14 protein-coding genes are annotated in these 18681 nt (G+C 71.4%); 9 read left to right on the top strand and 5 right to left on the bottom strand.

All coding sequences use genetic code 11. The annotated features are described in order from the left end of the window. Positions 1 to 17 precede the first annotated feature (17 nt). From AB0J90_RS30830 to AB0J90_RS30795, 8 genes are all read left to right on the top strand, one after another. Entirely contained in the window at positions 18 to 944 is a 927-nt protein-coding gene (locus AB0J90_RS30830; RefSeq protein ID WP_363601873.1) for a hypothetical protein, read from the top strand. 76 nt (positions 945 to 1020) lie between these two features. After that, the gene (locus tag AB0J90_RS30825; RefSeq protein ID WP_363601871.1) at positions 1021 to 1425 is read left to right on the top strand and encodes a hypothetical protein; all 405 of its coding nucleotides are present in this window, start codon (positions 1021 to 1023) and stop codon (positions 1423 to 1425) included. A gap of 176 nt (positions 1426 to 1601) precedes the next feature. Next, a complete protein-coding gene (locus AB0J90_RS30820) occupies positions 1602 to 2387 on the top strand; it encodes an MBL fold metallo-hydrolase (RefSeq protein ID WP_363601869.1) in 786 nt (261 codons plus the stop codon). Positions 2388 to 2459: 72 nt separating this feature from the next. Then, positions 2460 to 3266, top strand: a complete 807-nt coding sequence (locus AB0J90_RS30815) for an alpha/beta hydrolase (RefSeq protein ID WP_363601867.1) — start codon at positions 2460 to 2462, stop codon at positions 3264 to 3266. Between the two features lie 14 nt (positions 3267 to 3280). Next, positions 3281 to 4096, top strand: coding sequence for an alpha/beta hydrolase (locus tag AB0J90_RS30810; protein WP_363601865.1), 816 nt, complete (start codon positions 3281 to 3283; stop codon positions 4094 to 4096). After that, the gene (locus AB0J90_RS30805) at positions 4093 to 4887 is read left to right on the top strand and encodes an alpha/beta hydrolase (RefSeq protein ID WP_363601863.1); all 795 of its coding nucleotides are present in this window, start codon (positions 4093 to 4095) and stop codon (positions 4885 to 4887) included. The genes AB0J90_RS30810 and AB0J90_RS30805 overlap by 4 nt, the downstream gene beginning before the upstream one ends. 118 nt (positions 4888 to 5005) lie before the next feature. Next, positions 5006 to 7414 (top strand): LuxR C-terminal-related transcriptional regulator, encoded by a 2409-nt coding sequence (locus AB0J90_RS30800; RefSeq protein ID WP_363601861.1) that lies wholly within the window; start codon positions 5006 to 5008, stop codon positions 7412 to 7414. Continuing rightward, positions 7411 to 10116 carry an AAA family ATPase gene (locus tag AB0J90_RS30795; protein WP_363601859.1) on the top strand — a complete coding sequence of 902 codons (2706 nt, stop codon included), beginning with the start codon at positions 7411 to 7413 and terminating at the stop codon, positions 10114 to 10116. The genes AB0J90_RS30800 and AB0J90_RS30795 overlap by 4 nt, the downstream gene beginning before the upstream one ends. Before the next feature lie 229 nt (positions 10117 to 10345). On the opposite strand, the gene AB0J90_RS30790 is transcribed toward AB0J90_RS30795, so the two are convergent. Genes AB0J90_RS30790 through AB0J90_RS30780 form a run of 3 tightly spaced genes read right to left on the bottom strand, consistent with a single transcriptional unit; the run spans position 10346 to position 15179 of the window. Next, on the bottom strand, positions 10346 to 11344 hold the full coding sequence (locus AB0J90_RS30790; RefSeq protein ID WP_363601857.1) for an NUDIX hydrolase: 999 nt from the start codon (positions 11342 to 11344) through the stop codon (positions 10346 to 10348). Between the two features lie 42 nt (positions 11345 to 11386). Then, a complete protein-coding gene (locus AB0J90_RS30785; RefSeq protein ID WP_363601855.1) occupies positions 11387 to 14323 on the bottom strand; it encodes a CHAT domain-containing protein in 2937 nt (978 codons plus the stop codon). Between the two features lie 19 nt (positions 14324 to 14342). Next, positions 14343 to 15179: a PHP domain-containing protein gene (locus tag AB0J90_RS30780; protein ID WP_363601853.1), complete on the bottom strand. Its 837-nt coding sequence runs from the start codon at positions 15177 to 15179 to the stop codon at positions 14343 to 14345. 184 nt (positions 15180 to 15363) lie between these two features. Here AB0J90_RS30780 and AB0J90_RS30775 point away from each other — a divergent pair, with 184 nt between their 5' ends. Next, entirely contained in the window at positions 15364 to 16218 is an 855-nt protein-coding gene (locus AB0J90_RS30775) for a macrolide 2'-phosphotransferase (protein WP_363601851.1), read from the top strand. On the opposite strand, the gene AB0J90_RS30770 is transcribed toward AB0J90_RS30775, so the two are convergent. Further along, entirely contained in the window at positions 16215 to 16937 is a 723-nt protein-coding gene (locus AB0J90_RS30770; protein ID WP_363601849.1) for a hypothetical protein, read from the bottom strand. The two genes, AB0J90_RS30775 and AB0J90_RS30770, sit on opposite strands and share 4 nt — an antisense overlap. Before the next feature lie 46 nt (positions 16938 to 16983). Continuing rightward, positions 16984 to 18594 (bottom strand): hypothetical protein, encoded by a 1611-nt coding sequence (locus AB0J90_RS30765; RefSeq protein ID WP_363601847.1) that lies wholly within the window; start codon positions 18592 to 18594, stop codon positions 16984 to 16986. Positions 18595 to 18681 lie beyond the last annotated feature (87 nt).

The following is an 18681-nucleotide window of genomic DNA, read 5'->3' as shown; positions in this document are numbered from 1 at the left end:
ATCAGATGACGTGGCAGATGCAGCTCCAGTTGAGTGTCGAACGGGCGGCGGACGATCGTCACACCGCTCGGCTCCTACGGTCGTGGTTCGGCGGGGCGTTCGAGGCGATGGGTGGCCGGCTTCGCGAGTCGCTGCTGGTCGCCGAGCCGCTCTCCGATGACGTCCTACGTCGGCGTCCGCGACATGACCCGTATGGGCGTCCCGGGGAGGTCTGGGGACACAGCATGACCGGCGTTCGAGGTCCTCGCGGGCTGCGACACGATGCCAAGGCCTTCTCGCTGAGATCCTGGACCGCGTTCCTGCAGGGTTTGGATGACGTCCCCTTCACCGCCGACCTCAACGTGGTGACGCTCGATCGCGAGGGATTTCCCAATGCGCTGCCGATGTTCACCGTGACGTCCGCACTCAACGAGGAGTTCGCCCCGCAGATGCGGGAGCACGACGGGCGCTGGCTGTTCCTCAACGTTGGATTCGACCCGAACTGGCTCGCCGATCCGGCGTACCAAAAGGCGACGCTGGCCTTCGTCCGTACGGTCGCCGACGACTGTAATCCGGCGTACGGCGAGATATCCTACGACCGGGGAAGTGGTCGAACGGCGTTCGAGAATGTCTTTGACGGCCGGCCGAGCAGAACCGTCCTGGAGAGTCGGCGGACGTTGCGGGGCTATGCCTGGTTGACGATTTGCCCGGAAGAGGTCGGTGACCGGCTCGGTGGTGTGGACGGCCTGCGAGCCGGTGGGGCGTTCGTCGAGGTGGACAAGCTTGCCGGTGGCGGTTATTGGCTCCTGGCCACCGAGGATTTCCGGGACTTCGATCAGGAGGCGGCGGAACGGATCTTTCCGGTGTTGGCGCCGGCGCTGCGGGCCGGTGATGCGTACGCCGACATCCCTGGGGACCCCCCGTATTACGTCTCTCGTCGCAACGCGGCGGAATTGAAGGGTTAGCCGAATGGGGTACACCGGGCGGATCGTGGTCGCACGTTCGGTTCGGCCGCTGTCGGAGTTGGCAGCGGTCCAGGGGGTGGACACCCTGGAGGAGGGGGTGTTCGCAGGCGGCTGGCGGTCCGCCACCCTGGACGGCGATGCCCGAGGTGCGCTTCGGGAATTGGTGACCGAAACCGGGGCGCCTGCGCTGTCGGCCTATGTCCTGGACAGCGACCTGGCGGATGTAGCGGCGCTCACGCCGGCCGGAGTCTCGTGGCGCGCATATCTCCACGAGCAGACGGCGATTGGATACGGCGCACCGCCGATCGCGCAGCCGCTCGACGAGGTGGTCCGGAGGGCGCTTGCCTGGTCCGCCGAAGCGCATCTCACCGCATCCGAGAGTGCCATCGGCGGGGCGTTCGTCGCGCAGAACGTGTTCGTGGAGGACACCCTGGACGAACTGCTCGACGCCCTCGGTATCACGCCGGCTCCATCCGTCTGACTGGCGGAGTCGGGGCCGCGCCGCCACCGGTGCTTTCGCCGACGTCCCTGCGCGCCTGGGACGGGCGAACTACGACGACGCAGTCGTCCAACGGAAGCGAGCCATCGTGTGTGCGTGCACCGTCGGTGGCATCGCCCCGCGGACCGCGGGCCTGACGTACACGAGGACACACACCGATGCACGACGTGCGAGTGACACACATCGGGGGACCGACCGCCCTCATCGAGGTAGCCGGCTGGCGGATCCTCACCGACCCGACGTTCGATCCGCCGGGCCGCCGGTACGCGTTCGGCTGGGGAACCAGCTCGCGGAAGGTCGCCGGCCCCGTACTGCGACCCGAGCAGGTCGGGCCCGTCGACGCCGTACTGCTGAGCCATGAGCACCACGCGGACAACCTCGACGAAAGCGGACGGGAACTGCTCAGCGGCGTTCCCGTCATCGTCACCACCCGCGCCGGTGCGCGCCGTCTCGGCGGCCGGGCGCGGGGCCTGCGACCATGGGACGAGACCGTCCTCGCGGCTCCCGGTCGGCCCTCGATCACGGTCACCGCGACGCCGTGCCGGCACGGGCCGCCGCTCAGCCTCCCCATCGCGGGGCCGGTCGTCGGGTTCGCGTTGCGGTGGGACGGCCAGGAGCACGGCGTGCTGTGGGTCACCGGTGACACCGTCATGTTCCGCGGCCTGCGGGAGGTGGCTCGGCGGCTGACCGTCGGCACCGTCCTGCTGCACCTGGGCGCCGTCAGGTTCCCGCTGACCGGTCGCCTGCACTACAGCCTCACCGGACACGAGGCCGTCGAACTCTGCCGGCTCGTCCGGCCACACACCATCATCCCGGTGCACTACGAGGGCTGGTCGCACTTCAGCCAGGGCCGGGCGGCGGTCGAACAGGCGTTCGCGGCCGCACCGGACGGGCTCGGCGACCGATTGCGGTGGCTGCCGCGGCAACCACCGTCAACTCACTGAAGCACCGTCGGGGCGGCATCCCGCAGCGTGGTGGGGCAGCACATGCAGCCAACGCCGAAAGGGTTCCATGACATGCCGACCACCCGACGTACCCTGATCGCCGGCTCCGCCGCGGTCGCCACCGGAGCCCTCATCGCGGCGCCGGCGGCGACCGCACACACCAGGCCGGCCAGGCCGAAACCGACCGTCGTGCTGGTGCACGGCGCTTTCGCCGACGCGTCCGGCTGGACCGAGACCGCCCGCATCCTGCAGCGCGACGGCTACCCGGTCCTCGCACCGGCGAACCCGCTGCGCAGCGTCTCCGCCGACGCCGCCTACCTGGTCAGCATCCTGGCCGCCGTGCCCGGACCGCTGGTCCTGGTCGCGCACTCGTACGGCGGCATGGTCATCACCAACGCGGCCCTGGGCAACCCGAACGTCAAAGCCCTCGTCTACGTCGCCGCGTTCGCCCCCGAACAGGGCGAGACGCTGCAGGGTCTGCAGCTCAAGTTCCCGGGTAGCAAGCTCGGCGAGGCGGCGCTGGACTTCCGCCCGTACCCGACCGCCGACGGAGCCGGCAGTGTCGACGGCTACGTCAAGACCAGCGTCTTCCGCGACGTGTTCGCCGCCGACCTGCCCCGCGCCACGACCGACGTCATGGCCGCCACGCAGCGGCCCGGCGACGTGCACACCCTCCTGGAGCCGTCCGGCGCCCCGGCCTGGAAGCACATCCCCACCTGGTACCTCGTGGCCCGCAACGACAACCTCATCCCGGCCGCGGCGCAACGTTTCATGGCACAGCGGGCCGGCGCCCGGATCACCGAGGTCAACGCCTCGCACGTGGCGATGATCTCGCAGCCACGGGTCACCGCCGACGTCATCAAGCACGCTGCCCGCTGAGAGGACCCACCATCATGTACGTCACCACCGCCGACGGCGCGTCGATCTTCTACAAGGAGTGGGGTGCCGGCCGCCCGGTCGTGCTGTCGCACGGCTGGCCGTTGAACGCCGACAGCTGGGAGGCACAGGCGCTCTTCCTCGCCGAGCACGGGTTCCGGGTCATCGCCCACGACCGGCGCGGGCACGGCCGGTCGACGCAGACGTGGCACGGCAACGAGATGGACACCTACGCCGATGATCTCGCCACGCTCCTGGACACCCTGGACGTGCGCGAGGCGACCCTGGTCGGGTTCTCCACCGGCGGCGGTGAGGTCGCCCGGTACATCGGGCGGCATGGCACCGGTCGGGTCGCGCAGGCTGTGCTGGTCTCGGCGGTGCCGCCGTTCATGCTGCAGACACCGGACAACCCCGGCGGGGTTCCGGTCCAGGTGTTCGACGCGATCCGGGCCGGATCCCTCGCGGACCGCTCGCAGACGTACAAGGATCTCGCGGCCGGGCCGTTCTTCGGTGGGGCAGTGTCGCAGGGCGTGCAGGACGCGTTCTGGCTGCAGTCGATGGCAGCCGGCCACCGCAACGCCTTCGAGTGCATCGCCGCGTTTTCCGCCACCGACTTCCGGCCCGACCTCGCCGCGATCGACGTACCGACCCTGGTCATCCACGGCGACGCCGACCAGGTCGTGCCGTTCGAGGTCGGCGGCATGGCCTCCTCGGCGCTGATCAAGGACGCCCGGCTCGTCGTCTACGCCGGTGCACCGCACGGCATCACCGACACCCACAAGCAGCAGCTCGGCAGCGACCTGCTCGCGTTCCTGAAGGAGTACGACGCATGAGCACCATCGTCCTCATCCACGGCCTGTGGGTCACCCCGCGCAGCTGGGAACACTGGATCCCGTACTACGAGGCCCAGGGTCACACCGTCGTCGCGCCCGCCTACCCCGGCTTCGAGGTAGACGTCGAAGCGCTGCGCGTCGACCCGACCCCGATCGCCACGGCCACCGTGCCGGGGACCCTCGCGCACCTGGAGAAGGTCATCACGGCGCTGCCCGAGCCGCCGATCCTCATCGGGCACTCGTTCGGCGGCACGCTGACGCAGCTATTGATGGACCGCGGGTACGGCGCCGCGGGTGTGGTCATCGACTCCGCCCCGCCGGAGGGTATCCGGGTCACCCCGCCGTCGCAGATCCGCTCCCTGTTCCCGATCCTGAACAACCCCGCGAAGCGGCACCAGGCGGCCGGGTTCACCCCGGCGCAGTTCCACTACGCGTTCACCAACACACTGCCCGAGGAGGAGGCGCTCGCCGCGTACGAGCGGTACGCGATCCCCGCCCCGGGCAGCTGGGTGTGGGCCTACGGGCTCACCGCCAACTTCACGCCCGGGCATCAGGAGACCTGGGTCGACTTCCGCAACGAGCGGCGGGCCCCGCTGTTGTTCATCGCCGGCGGCGCCGACCACATCATGCCGCCGTCGGTGAACAAGTCCAACGCCCACCACTACAAGGCAGCCGGCACCGTCACCGACTACCACGAGTTCCCGGGCCGCTCGCACTGGACGTGCGCCGAACCTGGCTGGGAGCAGGTCGCCGACTACGCCCTGAACTGGGCGTCACAGCACCTCCGGTAGGAGCACGGCGGCGGGCGGGCGAGCCGGAGCCCGACCGCCGCCGGCGGCTGGTGCGTCCGAGGCTCTCGGGCGATACTGGCGTCCCGGGGCATGGACGAGCACGACAAGAACGGAACCGATGGCAGCGGCACGGCAGGCGGACCTCGATTCGCGCGGTGCCGGTCGAGCCGCGGCGCTGCGAGAGCTTCTTGCCTACCTGCGTGACGATTCGTCCGTCGTTTCCGGTGTGTACCTGCAGGGAAGCGCTGGCGTCGGCATGTCGACGGTGCTGTCCAGCGTCGCGGCCCGGGCGCGGCGTCGCGGTCACCGTCTCGTCGTGATCAGCGGGTCGCACGCGGAGCGTGACGTCGCGTACGCGGGACTGCACCAGATGCTGCACGCGTGCCGGCGCCTGCCCGCCGCCCGTCCGGCGATCGACCTGGTGACGGCAGCCCTCGGCAGCGGGACTGCCGCCGCCAGCCTCGATCCTGCCGCTGGCGTCGACTCGGCTCTGGCAAGGGCCGTCGGGGCGCTGCTCGCGGCGATCACCGTGGACGCGCCCGCGCTGGTCGTCGTCGACAACGCCCACCGCCTCGACGCGCGGACGTCCGCGACGATGGCGTACGCGCTCGCCGGTGCACCCGTACCCGGCCTGGCCGTCGTCCTGGGCGGTCACCCGGCGGGCGCGCGGGCGTGGCCGTCGCTGCGAGCCCGGACGCTGCCCGGCCTACCGCAGGCCGCGGCGCGGCGCCTGCTGCTCGCACGGGCGCCGGGACTGGACCGGTGGCTCGCCGACCGGATCGTGTACGAGGCCGCGGGCCGCCCGCTCGCACTCGTCGAGTTGCCGATCGCCTGGCGCGACCGGTACACACCCGGCGCCGACCTCGTGGAGCAGCATTCGCCGCTGACGACACGACTCGCGCAGTCGCTGCTGGAAGAGGCCACCGTGCCGCCCCTGGACGGCGCTCTCGACTTGCCGGACGTCTCGGAAGCCGGCAGCAGGCGCACCGATCCGCTACTGGCCGCCGCGCTCGCGCAGACGGCAGACCCCACCGACCCGCCCGTGACGTACCCGGATTCCGGCGACCCCATCCGACGCGCCGTGGCGGTGCAGCGATCCGGGCAGCGGGACGAGCAGGCCGGCCGGGCCCTCGTCGAGGGCGCGAGTGCCGCCGCGGACCTCGGCCGGTTCGAGGTGGTCGCGGCGCTGCTCGACGACGTGCCGGAGCGGATCAACCCGATCGACGCCGTCCGCCGCGACCTGCTACTCCGCCGCGTCGGCGACGGGACATGGCCACGGCTGCCGTCGGCGGAGATGCTGTGCACCATCGCCGACACCTGCCGCGGCGCCGGCAACCCCGACCTGGCCCTCGACCTCCTCGCCGCGTTCGCCGAGACAGTGACCTGGACCGACGTCGACGAACCGGCCCGCCGACGGCTCCTCGTGTCGCTCGGCGACCTCGACACACACCGCGACGACCCACGCCGGCTGCTGGTCGCCGCGACCCTCGCCGGTCACCCAGGCGGTGTCGGCACCGGCCGGCAGGCGGGGTTGGCGCTGCGGCGGCTGGGCCGTCTCGAACCCGCCATCGCGCACCTGGAACCCGTCGTCGCGGCGCTGAACCGGCAGCGCCGCTTCGGGTTGCTGGTGCCGGCCGCGGCAGCCCTCGCCGACGCGCAGCTGTTCCTCGGCCGGTGGGACGACGCCGACCGGCACCTGCGGGCCGCGACCGACGCGGCGGAACGTACCGGACAGGTTGTGTGGCTGGCGTACCTGCAGGCTACGGCGGCGCTGCTGCTCTCCTGGCGCGGCGACCTCGACACCGCCCGCGGTGTCGCCGACGCGGCCGAAATGGCGGTGGGAGACCGGCCGCTGTGGCCGGTGCGGCTGCGGATCGCGGCCGCCCGAGGGACCGCGCTCATGACCGAGGAGCGATTCGCCGAGGCGTGCGTGGCAATGGAACCCGTTCTGGTCGGTCCGAGCGTTCGCGCGTACGCGATCGACCTCGCCGTCGTGGCAACCCTCCACGCGGAGGCCGCCAGCCGCGGCCGACCACGACCCGAGCGCCAGTTGCCGGACAACCTGTCACCCGACGGCGAGGCGCACCGGCTGTACGCGCGGGCGCTGCTGCAACCAGACGAGGCGGCGTTCACCGACCTGCTCGAGCGGACCGGGCGGCTGCCGTGGCTGCGGGCGCGGGTCCAGCTGACCTACGGGTCGTGGCTGCGGCGGGAACGGCGCATCGGCGAGGCACGCGAGCAACTGCACGCCGCCGGTACCGCGTTCGCCGCGCTGTCCGCCCGGCACTGGTCCGACCGCACGGAGCAGGAGCTGCGCGCGACCGGCGCCGACCAGCGCGGCGGGCTGCTCACACCGCAGGAGCTCGCGGTCGTCAAGCTCGCCGCTACCGGCCTGTCCAACCGGGAGATCGGTGCGCGGCTGCACCTGTCGGCGCGCACCGTCGAATCGCACCTCGCTCGGGCCTTCCCGAAACTGTCGATCAGCTCCCGCCATCAGCTGCCCGCCCGGCTGTACGAGCTGACATGACCGACCTGTTCGGCAGGGCTCACGAGATTGGTGTGCTCGACGGCCTGATCGCCGGTGCGCGCCAGGGCGGCGGGTCGCTGCTGCTGCGCGGTGACGCTGGCGTCGGCAAGTCGGCGCTGCTGCACGCGGCCACCATGATCGCCGACCGTCACGGACACCTGGTGCTGACCGCTGGCGGCGCCGACGGTGACGCCGCCCCCTACGTCAGCTTCCGCCGGATGCTGCCACCCCAGATGATCGACGCAGCGGACCTGCCGCCCGCCCAGCGCACCGCGCTGCTCGCGGCGACGCGCACGGACGACCCCGCCGTGGTGCCCGAGCCGTTCCTGGTCGGCATGGCCGCCCTGACCGTCCTCACCGACGCCCCCGAGGACCGGCCGATCACGCTCGTCGTCGACGACGCCCATTGGCTGGACGCGCAGTCCCGCGCCGTGATCGCGTTCCTCGGCCGCCGGCTCGCCGCCGACCCGGTGCTGCTGATCGTGGCGACCAGACCCGTCGACGACCCCGCCACCGCCCTCGACGCGACCACGACCCTCACCGTGCCGCCGCTGCCTGCCGACGCCGCGACCGCACTGCTCGACTCGGTCGCCGCCGGCCTGGACCCGTTCGTCCGCGGCCAGATCCTGCACGCCGCCCGTGGCAACCCCTTGGCACTGACCGAACTGCCCCGCACCTGGGCCCGCACGGCACCCGCCGCCGCGACCGTCCCCGTCGGTGACCACATCCGGACCAGCTTCGCCGGCAGTTACCGCCGCCTGCCACCGATCAGCCGCGACGTCCTGCTGATCGCGGCCCTGGACGAACACCGCGCCATCACGGAGATCCTCCACGCGGCCGAGATCTTCGCCCGCCGACCGATCCCGCACGGCGCCCTGAGCCCGTCCGCGTCGGCGGCCCTGATCACGGTCTCCCGCACCGACGTCGTCTTCCGTCATCCGTTGGTACGGGCAGCCGTCATCGAATCCGAAGACGCCGAACGGGTGCGGGCCGGACACCACGCCCTCGCCGTCGCCCTGGAACGCTCGGACCACCGCCGCGCGCTGACCCACCGGGCCCAGGCTGCCCACGGCACCGACGACATCCTCGCCACCGACCTCGCCGCCGCCGCCGAGGAAGGCCGCCACCGTGCCGAGACGACGACCGCGATCTGGCTCATGGAACGCGCCGCCGACGTCACCACCGATCCGGGTCTGCGAGGCCACCGGCAGCTGATCGCCGCCACCTGGGCGTACGAACTCGGCGACCGCCGCACCGTCGACCGGCTGCTCACCCACGCCCGCGCCGAGCCCCTGGCCCCGCTCGACCAGATCCGCGCCGCGTGGCTCGCCGAAATCTTCACCGGGCACGGCACCGACATCCTTGCCCTGCACCGCGACGTGCAGCTCGCCTGGCACGGCGGCGACCTCGAACTCGCCTGGGACATCCTCATGTCCGTCGCCTCCCGCTGCTACTGGACACCACCGGACGAGCCGACCCGGCAACTGCTCGCCGCCACCGCGCAGGCGCTGCCCGTCGCCGGGTCCGAGTACCGCCTGGTCTTCGCCCTGTCCGGCATCGACCAGGTCAGTCACACCGCCCGCATCCTCGCCGAATGCCGCCGCGCCCTGACCCGGGACGTCCCGGACGCGAACGCCCTACGCATGTACGCGATGGCGGCCGTCGTCGTCGGCGACGCGCTCGTCGCCCGGACGTTCGGCGACGAGGCCGAGCGCCTGCTGCGCGCGCAGGGGCGCCTCGGGCTCCTGCCGCACGTCCTGCTCACCCGCATCCAGGCCGACTGGTCCATCGGCCACTGGGACCGCGCCCGAACCGCACTCGACGAGGGCCGCCGCCTCGCCGCCGAGACCAGCCAACCAACCTGGCGTAACTCGGCCCGGCTGAACGAGGCTCGCCTGGCCGCCCTGACCGGCTCGTTCGAACACCTTCCACAGACCTTGGCCGAGATCGACGCCGAGGCGCTCCGCCAGGGCACCACCAGTTTCCTGCCCCGCGTGCAGGTCGTGCGCGGCACGGCGCTGGTGGCCCGCGGCAGGTACGAGGACGGGTTCGACGTCCTCCGGCGCGTTTTCGATCCGCAGGATCCGTTGTACGACCCGCGCAGCACGTTCCCCGCGATCATGTTCCTGGCCGACGCCGCGGTGCACACCGGCCGTGGTGTGCTCGCACTGCAGCTCGTCGACGGGGTACGCCGGCTGCTCGGCCCGACCCCACCGGTCGACTTCCGGGTCGTGGACGCTTACGCCGACGCGGTCCTCACCGACAGCGAAGCGTCCTTCCTGAGCGCGTTGGAGGGGGAGGCAGCCCACTGGCCGTGGGTGCTGGCGCGGCTCAGGCTGGCGTACGGCACGTTGCTCCGCCGTCGTCGTAGGGACGCCGACGCGGTGCCGTACCTGCAACTGGCCCTCGCCGGGCTGTCTCGGATGGGTGCGCTGCCCTGGGTCGAACAGGCCCAGCAGCAACTGCGCGCCGCAGGCGCACAGACCTCCCAACCGGGCGTGGTGCCACAGCAGGTGCTGAACGCGCAGGAGCTGCAGATCGCCACGCTGGCCGCGACCGGCCTCAGCAACCGCGAAATCGGCACACAGCTGTTTCTGTCGCCACGGACGGTCGGCTCCCACCTGTACCGCATCTTCCCGAAACTCGGCATCACCTCCAGGGGACAGCTGACCGCCCTGCTGAACACGACGCCAAACAACTGACGTTCACGTCCGGTGCGGTGCGGCGACCAGGGCGAGCCGAGATCAGGGGTCCGCGGTGTTCGAAGGCGCGTTGCCCTCCCGGCTCGACAGCCCGATGGATCGAGCAACGGAGGCCCGTTGAGGCGCCACATCGGATTACGTGGTCATCGTGGACCATGCCGTGGGGCGGGGATCAGATCATGATCGGTGGCCAGGAAGCCGCACCAACAGGAAAACACGGTCAGGACGACTAGGGGGCGAGTGCGAAGAACGCGACCGAGCTGATGAGGCCGAGCACAGCGACCACGAGTCCCCAGAACTCCAGCGGATTCGCCTGTGCCGTCGCGATCCACCACCTGCACGGCTGTTTCGCGTCGAAGCTTGCGCCGAGGCCGGGCACACCGCGAGGTAGCCCCTGGTGCAGCCGGTGCAGCCCCACCAGGTTCAGCGTCTGCCCGGCGACGGTGGCTCGGGGCGTCAACAGCGTCGATTCGCTGATCCACCGTGCCTGTGGCCCGCCCCCGAGACTCGTGCGCGTCGACCTGAGGTGGAAGAACGTGATGGTGTAAGCGGTGGCGACACCATAGGTCCGGGACACCTGAGTGGTCCGCACGGCGCCCAGCTCGACGAGCTGGTCGCGTAGGGGGTCGAAGGTGAAGTTCGGTAACTCTTCCTGTAGCTCGCGTACGGCGACTTCGTGCAGGTTGCCGTCGCCGCGGCGCCGGTGCCCGCCGGGTAGCTGGTACTGGCGGGCGGCGGCGTCCCACAGCACCAGGCAGGTCGTACCGCCGCTACGCGAACGCGTACTGATCAGCACTTGAGCGACGTCGGTGCGACGCAGCGCGCTGGCGTGCGGGTCGGCACCGAGGCGCCGTCGTTCGAGCAGGTACAGAAATTGCGGACCGGACAGCACCTCGTGTTCGCTGTACGGCGGATCGGCCGTGCCCAGCCGCGACCAGTTCTCCAGCAGCACCCTCCCGTCGGCGAGATGCTCGGCGAAGCTGCGCAGGAACATCAGGGCCGCGGGACTGTCCGCCTTGACCAGCGGGGAGCTTTCGTCGTCCTCGATCTTCCGGAGTACGCCGAAGCTTTCGAGTAGCCTGGTCAGCAGAAGACCGGCGAGAGCGGCCGCGTCCGGCTGGAACCCGGCCCGTAGGCACAGGTCGTCTACTGGCGCAGGGCTCTCGTCGTCACCGGGAATCGCACGGATCGCCGTCACCAGCATTTGGGTGAACCGGTCGGCCGTCATTCCTTCCCCCCCTGTCGGCTAGTCGCCCACATGCTTTGTCGGCTAGTCGCCCACGTGCAGGTACGCCGCCCAGACACGTGGGTTGTCCGGATAGCGCTCGCGCAACCGAAGCACGGTGAGGTGCACCGCGAGGGCGGGCGATCCGGTGATTTCCCCGTACACCGCTCGGGCGACCAGATCGGCCACCTCGTCCCCGACCTGCCACAGCGTGCCGATCACGTGCCGGTAGCCGGCGAGTTGGAAAGCCGACGAGATGTGGATCGCCTCGTCCACCAGGTCGGTGCCGCCGAAAGCGGTCGTGCAGGCCGACAGGTACGCCAGGAACGCGCCTTCCACCCGCAACGAGAACAGCTCGCGTACGGGCAACGGACCATCGTGGAGCACCAGGTGGCTGTCGGCCGGGTTGTCCGCCGCGGTCGCGTGACAGGCGAAGTGTGCCCAGCCGGCGGTGGACAACCGGGCGAGCACCTCGGCTCGGGTCGCCGCCGCCCCGATGATCGGTGGGTGTGGCGGGTAGCCGGTCTCGGCCAGCCGCGCCGCCACCCACCGTGCCTCACGCTCCGCCGCCGCCAGGGCGGTGTGTCCCGGCGCGTCGGGCACCGCCACCACGAGCGAGGTGGCCCGATGGGTCGGCACGGTGTCCCGGACCAGGGTGTTGATCGTCGCGGCGTACGACGACACCACCCGGTCCAGCACCGAGCCGCCCGACGGGTCCGTGCTCATGGCGGCGTGCAGCGGGATCACGGTCAGCGGGCCGGTCGGTATCCACCACACCCGGGTCTGTGAGCCGGCCAGAGCCTTGCGCTCGTCGAGGTGGTCCAGGATCGGGCGCATGATCGTGTCCCAGGCCCAGCCGAGCACGACGCGTACCCGGTCGTTGGTGGTCCAGTCGTCATCGGCGATCGCGCTCAGCACCGCGTTCGCCCGGGTACGGGCCTCGTCGTAGCTCAGCTTCTCCAGCGCTAGCCGGGTGACCCTGCCGTCGATCACCACGAGCGCGTCGCAGCCGGCGCGGGCGACGTTCACCGCGACCGTCACGCCGGGCAGACCGGCCGGGAGCGGTCGGTCGACCGGCTCGAGGAACCGGTCGAACCCGGGCATGCTCCGGATCTGACCGAGCAGCCGGCCGCGCTCCTGCTCCCGGCGCCGGCGCAGCCGTGCGTTCGCGAGATCACCGGTCACCTCGGCGGCTGCCGCCAGCGCCCGACCGAGGTTGTCGAAACGATCGGCCAGGTCCGGGTGGTGCCGGCGCAGGTCCGCGAGCTCGGTCTGCTGGGCGAACGCCTGTGCCAGCAGTACGCCTCTGGCACGTTCCAGCAGCCGGAGCGCCGTCTCCGGGGACGCACCGGCGCGTAGCGCGGCAGCGGCCGCTTCCGGCCCGAGACCGGTGAGGCGGGACAGGCCGTGTTGCCGGTCGTCGTGCTGGAGCTGATGATCGACGGTCGCGCTGAGCATCCCGATGGCGAGTTCGAAGTGCACGGTCGCCGCGGCCCAATCGCCGGTTTCGACGGTCAGCACGGCCGCGTCGTAGCTGCTCATCGCGCGTACCAGGGACGGGGCAGTTTCGACCGCGGCGGAGTCGGCGTAGGCACGGACCGCCGCTCGGGTGTCCGCCTCCTGCCGGGAGGAGGTTCCGGCTGCGCCCTGCCCGGCACGGCGTCGCAGCGCCAGGCCGAGATTGGCGAGGACGGTGGCGCGTACCGGGTCGTCGGGTTGCGCGAGATCGGCGGCGGCCCGCTGGGCGTCGACCGCCGCGTCGAGTTCGGCTGGGTCGTCGGTGGCTCGGTAGCGGGCGGACAGCGCGGCGCCCAGGTTGGATAGGCAACGTAGCCGGACGCCGGGCGGGCCGGTCGCGGCATCGGTCGCGGCGCGGCCAGCGGCGACGGCGGCGTCGATGTCGTCCCGGTTGCCGGTGGCGGCGAACCGTACGCGCAGGGCGGTACTCAGAGCGGACAGTTGCCCGGCCCGGTCCGGGTGCCCCGGTGCGGTGGCGTCGACCGCCTCCCGTAACAGCCGTACCGCATGGTCGATGTCGGCCGGCTGGCCGACGCGCTGGAACCGGGTACGCGCCGCGAGGGCGAGGGCGACAAGCATCCGGGTTCGGTTCCGATCGTCCGGAGCCGACTCCTCGACCGCCCGCTGGCCACAGTGGACTGCCTGGTTGAGGCTCACCGTGTCGCCGCTCATGGTGAACCGCAACATGAGGGCGCTGCCCAGGTTGCTCAGGTATCCCGGCCTTTCTGCGTCGGTGGCGCCGTCGACCGCGGCCCAGAACTCCCCGATGGCGCGATCGAGGTCTCCGGTCGCACCGCTGTGGTTGAACCTGCTGGCCAGCGTCGCGGCGAGGTTGGACCGGCGACCGGCCAGGTGGGCGTCATCGGGACCCGTCGCCGCCACACAGCGGGTTGCCGCGTCCACCGCGCCGTCGAGCAGGGTGGTATCGCCGGTCGCCTCGTAGCCGCCGACGTATGCCATGGTGAGCTGGCCAAGCGTCGGCGAGATGTGCTCGGGAGCCAACTGTCCGCTACCGAGCACGAGGTCGAGCAGGTACACGGCATCGGCGTACAGGTCGGGCAGTGCGAATCGTCGAGGGTCCTGCTGCAGATTTGTCGCCCGGATCCGCCAGGTCTCGACGTCCTCGGCCGACGCGGTCCAACCCCTGGCGACGATCTCGCGTACGGCCTCCGGTACCAGGTCGGGCGCCTGGCGGAACAACGTGCCGAAATGCCCGAGCGCAGCCGCCGCGTCGTCCACCCCGTCGAGCGCCGGCAGGTTCGCGATCAGCCGGTAGTGGTGGAACAGGCCCAGCGAGTAGGTGACCGCGAGGTCGGCGACCGATCCCGTGGCCAGGGCACGAGCTAGGGCGAGCGCGTCCGGACCGTCGAGGGCGGCGCGTTCGTCACCGACGAAACGGTTCAGCCGGTCGTCCAGCATGGCGAGCAGGCGGGAACGGTGGTCATCGGTCGGATCTGGGCCCAAGGGGCGCTTCTCGCTCACGCTACTGACGTCTCCACAGGTCGTCGCTGTGCCCCGGACGGAACCCCGCCGCCTCGGCACACTGCGCGGCGGTCACGAAATCGCGGGCAAGGTCCGCTGGGTCGTGCGCATCGCTACCGAACGAAACGCTCCGGCCGCCGCAGTCACGCCACCAGGTGAGCAGCGTGTACGCGGCCGGGCCGCGCGTATTGATCTCCAGTGCGCGATCGGTGGCGGCCAGGGCCTTCAGCACCGCCCGGAATTGTTCCTCGAACCGATCCGGTGCGACCGGCCCGGCCGAGGCGGGCCACGCCCGCAGCGGATAGTCCAGGTGCCCCAGTATCTCGAAGACATCCGTCGACTCGACCATGCGCAGCGCCTCGTTCAGGTAGCCGCGCACGACGTGGTCGGCGTCGTGGGTGCCGAACGCGCGGTCCACCACCAGGAAGGCGCTACCGTCCACCAGGCTGTGCAGCGATCCGATGATCCGGTCGAACGGGTACCCGTCGAGCAGCGACCGCACCTGGGCCGGATGCCAGTGTGGCTCACCCAACTCCGCCCCGGACATGATCCGCAACTGTGGATATCGCGACCGGCACCGGTCGATCGCCTCGGCGTACCCGGCGACGTCGAACGCGGGGGCGTGGAAGCGCCCGTCGTCGCCGATCATCGCGCGATACCTTGCTGGCATCGCCGCGATCCCCTCGGGCGGGATCGTCCACGGGGTGAGGTCCACGTGCTCGGTGAACGCGATCGCCGGCACGCCGAGCGCGTCGGCCCTGCGGCAGCTGTCCTCCATGGAGCCGGACAGCGCGTCCCACGACCACTGCGAATGTACGTGACTGTCGGCTGGCAACATATTTTCATGTTCCGCGTGGCGGGCCGGGCCTGGCAACGCGATCGACTGGACGGACCTGTACGACCTGTACCTCGTACACCCGAGGTGTGGGTTTCCGCGGCCCGGTGGCCCTAGCATCCGTTCCATGCAGGATGCTGCTGATCGAGTCACAGGGATACTTCGGCTGGCCGCGACACGGGGACTCGTGCTGCGACCGGACACTGCCGTACTGGACGACACCGGCTGGGACTTCCAGGTGGTGCGCGTCGATGCGGAGGACGGCGGCGAGTGGATTCTGCGGGTGCCGCGCCGCGCCGAGGTCGCGGACGCGGCACAGGCCGAGCGTCGGCTGCTCGCTTTGCTGCGCGGTCGCTTCTCGGTGGCAATACCCGACTGGCGCGTCGCCGACCCGGACCTGATCGCCTATCCCAGGCTCGCCGGTGAGCCGGCGGCGAGCGAGGACACCAGCACCTACGAGCTGCACTGGCGGATCGACGCGGTTCGCCCGCCCGCCGCCTACGTGCGGCGGCTCGGTGCGTTCATGGCCCGGCTGCACGCCACCCCGCTCGCCGAGGCGGAGGCGACCGGTATCCCGGTGCGCGACGCCGACGGGGTACGGGCCCGCTTCGCCCGCCAGGTCGACCGGGGGGTGCAGGAGTTCGGCATGCATCCGAGTTGGCGAGACCGGGCGACACGCTGGCTCGATCGCGACGACCTGTGGGCCAACCGCAGCGTGCTGATCCACGGAGACCTCCACCCTGGGCATACCCTGGTCGATGGTGCGGGAGCACTCGTCGGCATCCTGGACTGGACCGATGCCGAGATCGGCGACCCGGGCCAGGAGTTCGTGGAGGCCGCGCGGAAGTTCCCGCCGCCCGTGCTCGACGACCTCATCGACGCGTACCTGCGGCACGACGGGCCGGGCTGGCCAGGACTACGCGGTCACGTGGTCGAGGCGATCGCCTTCGCACCCCTGGGACTGGGCACGCTGGGGTTGGAGGCAGGTAAGCAGCGCTACGTCGACCGGGCCAGGGACTACTTCGGCGTGCCGACCACCTAGGCGCCCTTGCGACACCGTGCGTTGATCCGCGCGCCGACGTCGGGTTCCAGGGTCTGCCCGTCGACCCGCAGGCCGAGCCGCCGGGCGAGGTGCGCCGCGTAGAGGTCGGTGGCAGCCTCACCGAGATCGGTGACGGTCGCCGCCGCTGCCCGCCCAGACCGCACCGCCCGTACCAGGGTCAGCACGGCCAGGCCGGCGATCGGCCACCATGCCACCGCGGTGACCGCGTACACCAGCGACCATGCGGCCCAGCGGGTGGCGTCGTGGAAGGTCTGCTCGGCCCTGCGCAGTTCGGCTCGCGTCGACTCGGGTAGCACCAGCCACAGGCGCGGCCACACCGACGCAAGGTCCAGTCCGTATTCGTGACGGATCCGCGACTCCAAGGCCAACCTCCGGTCGCCGATCCAGGTCGGTGACCGGGGTTCGGCCAGGGCGATCCGGACCCGGTGACGTGGGCTTGCAGCCTGCCAGCGCCTGGTCCGCCATCGGCGCAGCAGTCGGGACATCGGCCCCGGCAGACAGCCGCCCAGCCACAGCCGGCGCATCGGCTCGGTGAGCACTTCGGCGAGCAGTGCGGCGGTGAGGGTCGCGGCGGCGACCACGCCGACCGCCGCCGGCCAGTCCTCGCCGGCCGCCTGAAGTGCGGTCCGCCACCGGTGCGGCTGCCCGAAACGTACGGCGGTGACCGTTGCCACGGCCCACAACAGTGCGGCGAGCATGGCCCGCCACCATGGCGTCCTGGTTGGTTCGTCGAACAGCACCCGGCTATCCGAGACTCGATCGCATGCGCCGTGGTTGGTCGCGGGTCAGATGACAGACCGGCACGGGACCACCCGGTGGGCGCTGCTCCCGGCGCGGACACAGCTCGATCGGGCACAGGTACGCCTCGTCCACCGGCTGCCCCTCGCTACCGGAGGTGCCGAATCGTGGGTCGGGCGTGGGCCCGCCGAGTCGCCGGACGAAGTCGGTGAGGTCGTCGGTGCGGTCCAGCCCGCCGAGGGCGTCGTCGCGGAACTGTTCGGCCTCGTCCTCCCAGCCCCTCAACCCGGCTGCGGTACGGACGTGCGGGTACTCGCGACACAGCCAACCGATCCAGGCAACGCGTCGGGTGCCGTCCGAGGGCCGACCGGCGTCCGAGTCCTGGCCCGCGCCGGTGGGGCGGGCCCGACGGGGTTCGGTGTCGGCGAACCGTGCCACGGCCCGCGCCGCCAGCCGTAGGAAGAACGGCTTGTCCTTCTCCGGCGTCGAGGACCGGCCGAGGAACAGCAGGGCGCACGCCGCGATGGACAGCAGGGTCTGTGAGCGCCATCTGTCCTCCAGCCCACTTGGGCGGACCCAGGCGATCGCCTCCGCGTCGGTCTGCCGCACCAGCATGGCGAGCCATCCCGGCAGGAGGTGGGCCGGGCCGCTCGGCGGGTCGAGGAGCAGGTCGATCAGCGGCGCGTGCTGGGCCGGGGCGATCGCCTCCATGGACCGGGCGATGACGTACAGGACGAAGTGGACCGGGTCGCGGGTGAGCGGGCCGGAATCCTCGTACAGGGCGGTGTCGATCAGGTAGAACGCCGACGGTTCGATGGTCGGCCGGACCTGGATCAACGCGTTGTCCGTGTGCAGGTCGCCATGGGTACGGCCGATCAGCGGACGCACGACGACGGCCGGGTCGAAGAACTCGCCCCGGGCGACCGCGAACGGGTTCGGCAGCAGCGTCGACTCCCCGGGGAGCGAAAGGTACGACCCCTGGTGCCGGTCCGCCCACCCGTGCAGGCGCCCACCCTCGTCCATTTGGTCGAAGATGTGCTGACGGAAGAAGTGCGGCAGGTCCCATGTCTCCCCCGGTGGGGTGAATGGTGGCCCGGCCCACTCGTTCAGCACTCCACGTACCACCCGGGCGCAGGCGGCGGCGAACGTGGGCGGATCGCAGGTGAGCGGGGCAGCCTTGGTCGGCTCCGGGTCGGTCGAGATGCCCAGCATCCGCCGCAGCAGGACGGTCAGGACCTCGCTGTTACCAAGCGTCTCGCCGGCCACGCTCTGGAAGGTGATCCAGCGTTTGGTGCCCGCCGGGATCGCCTCGTGGACGAACCGGCTCAGATGCCGGGCGAAGCTCCCGGCCTGCTCGACGGCCCGCAGGTGCCGGCCGTACTCGAGGTCGCGGATGCCGCCGCTGCTCACGGTGAGCACCTTGAGCACGAGCTGGGCTATGGCGACACGGCGGAGATCGGTCTCGGTCACCACGGCCACCGGTGCCCGGCTGCGCCCGTTGACCAGCCAGTAGTCAAGCTGGTAGTAGCGATCGTGCAGTTCTGCCCAGGCGCCGAGGACGTCGGCCACTTCCGGGCCGAGTCCCTCGGCGAGGTCCGGGTCGACGTGGTCGGTCATCGGTGCGTCCTTTCCTGGCGGTGGGTGTCGGCGGTCGCCTGGCGGGGCACGACGGTGCATCGCCGCGACGGGCATCCGGTGGGGGAG

It is taken from the genome of Micromonospora sp. NPDC049523, assembly GCF_040676775.1.
In the GTDB taxonomy this organism is placed as follows: domain Bacteria; phylum Actinomycetota; class Actinomycetes; order Mycobacteriales; family Micromonosporaceae; genus Micromonospora_G.
This window is presented reverse-complemented; position numbering and strand designations above follow the sequence as displayed.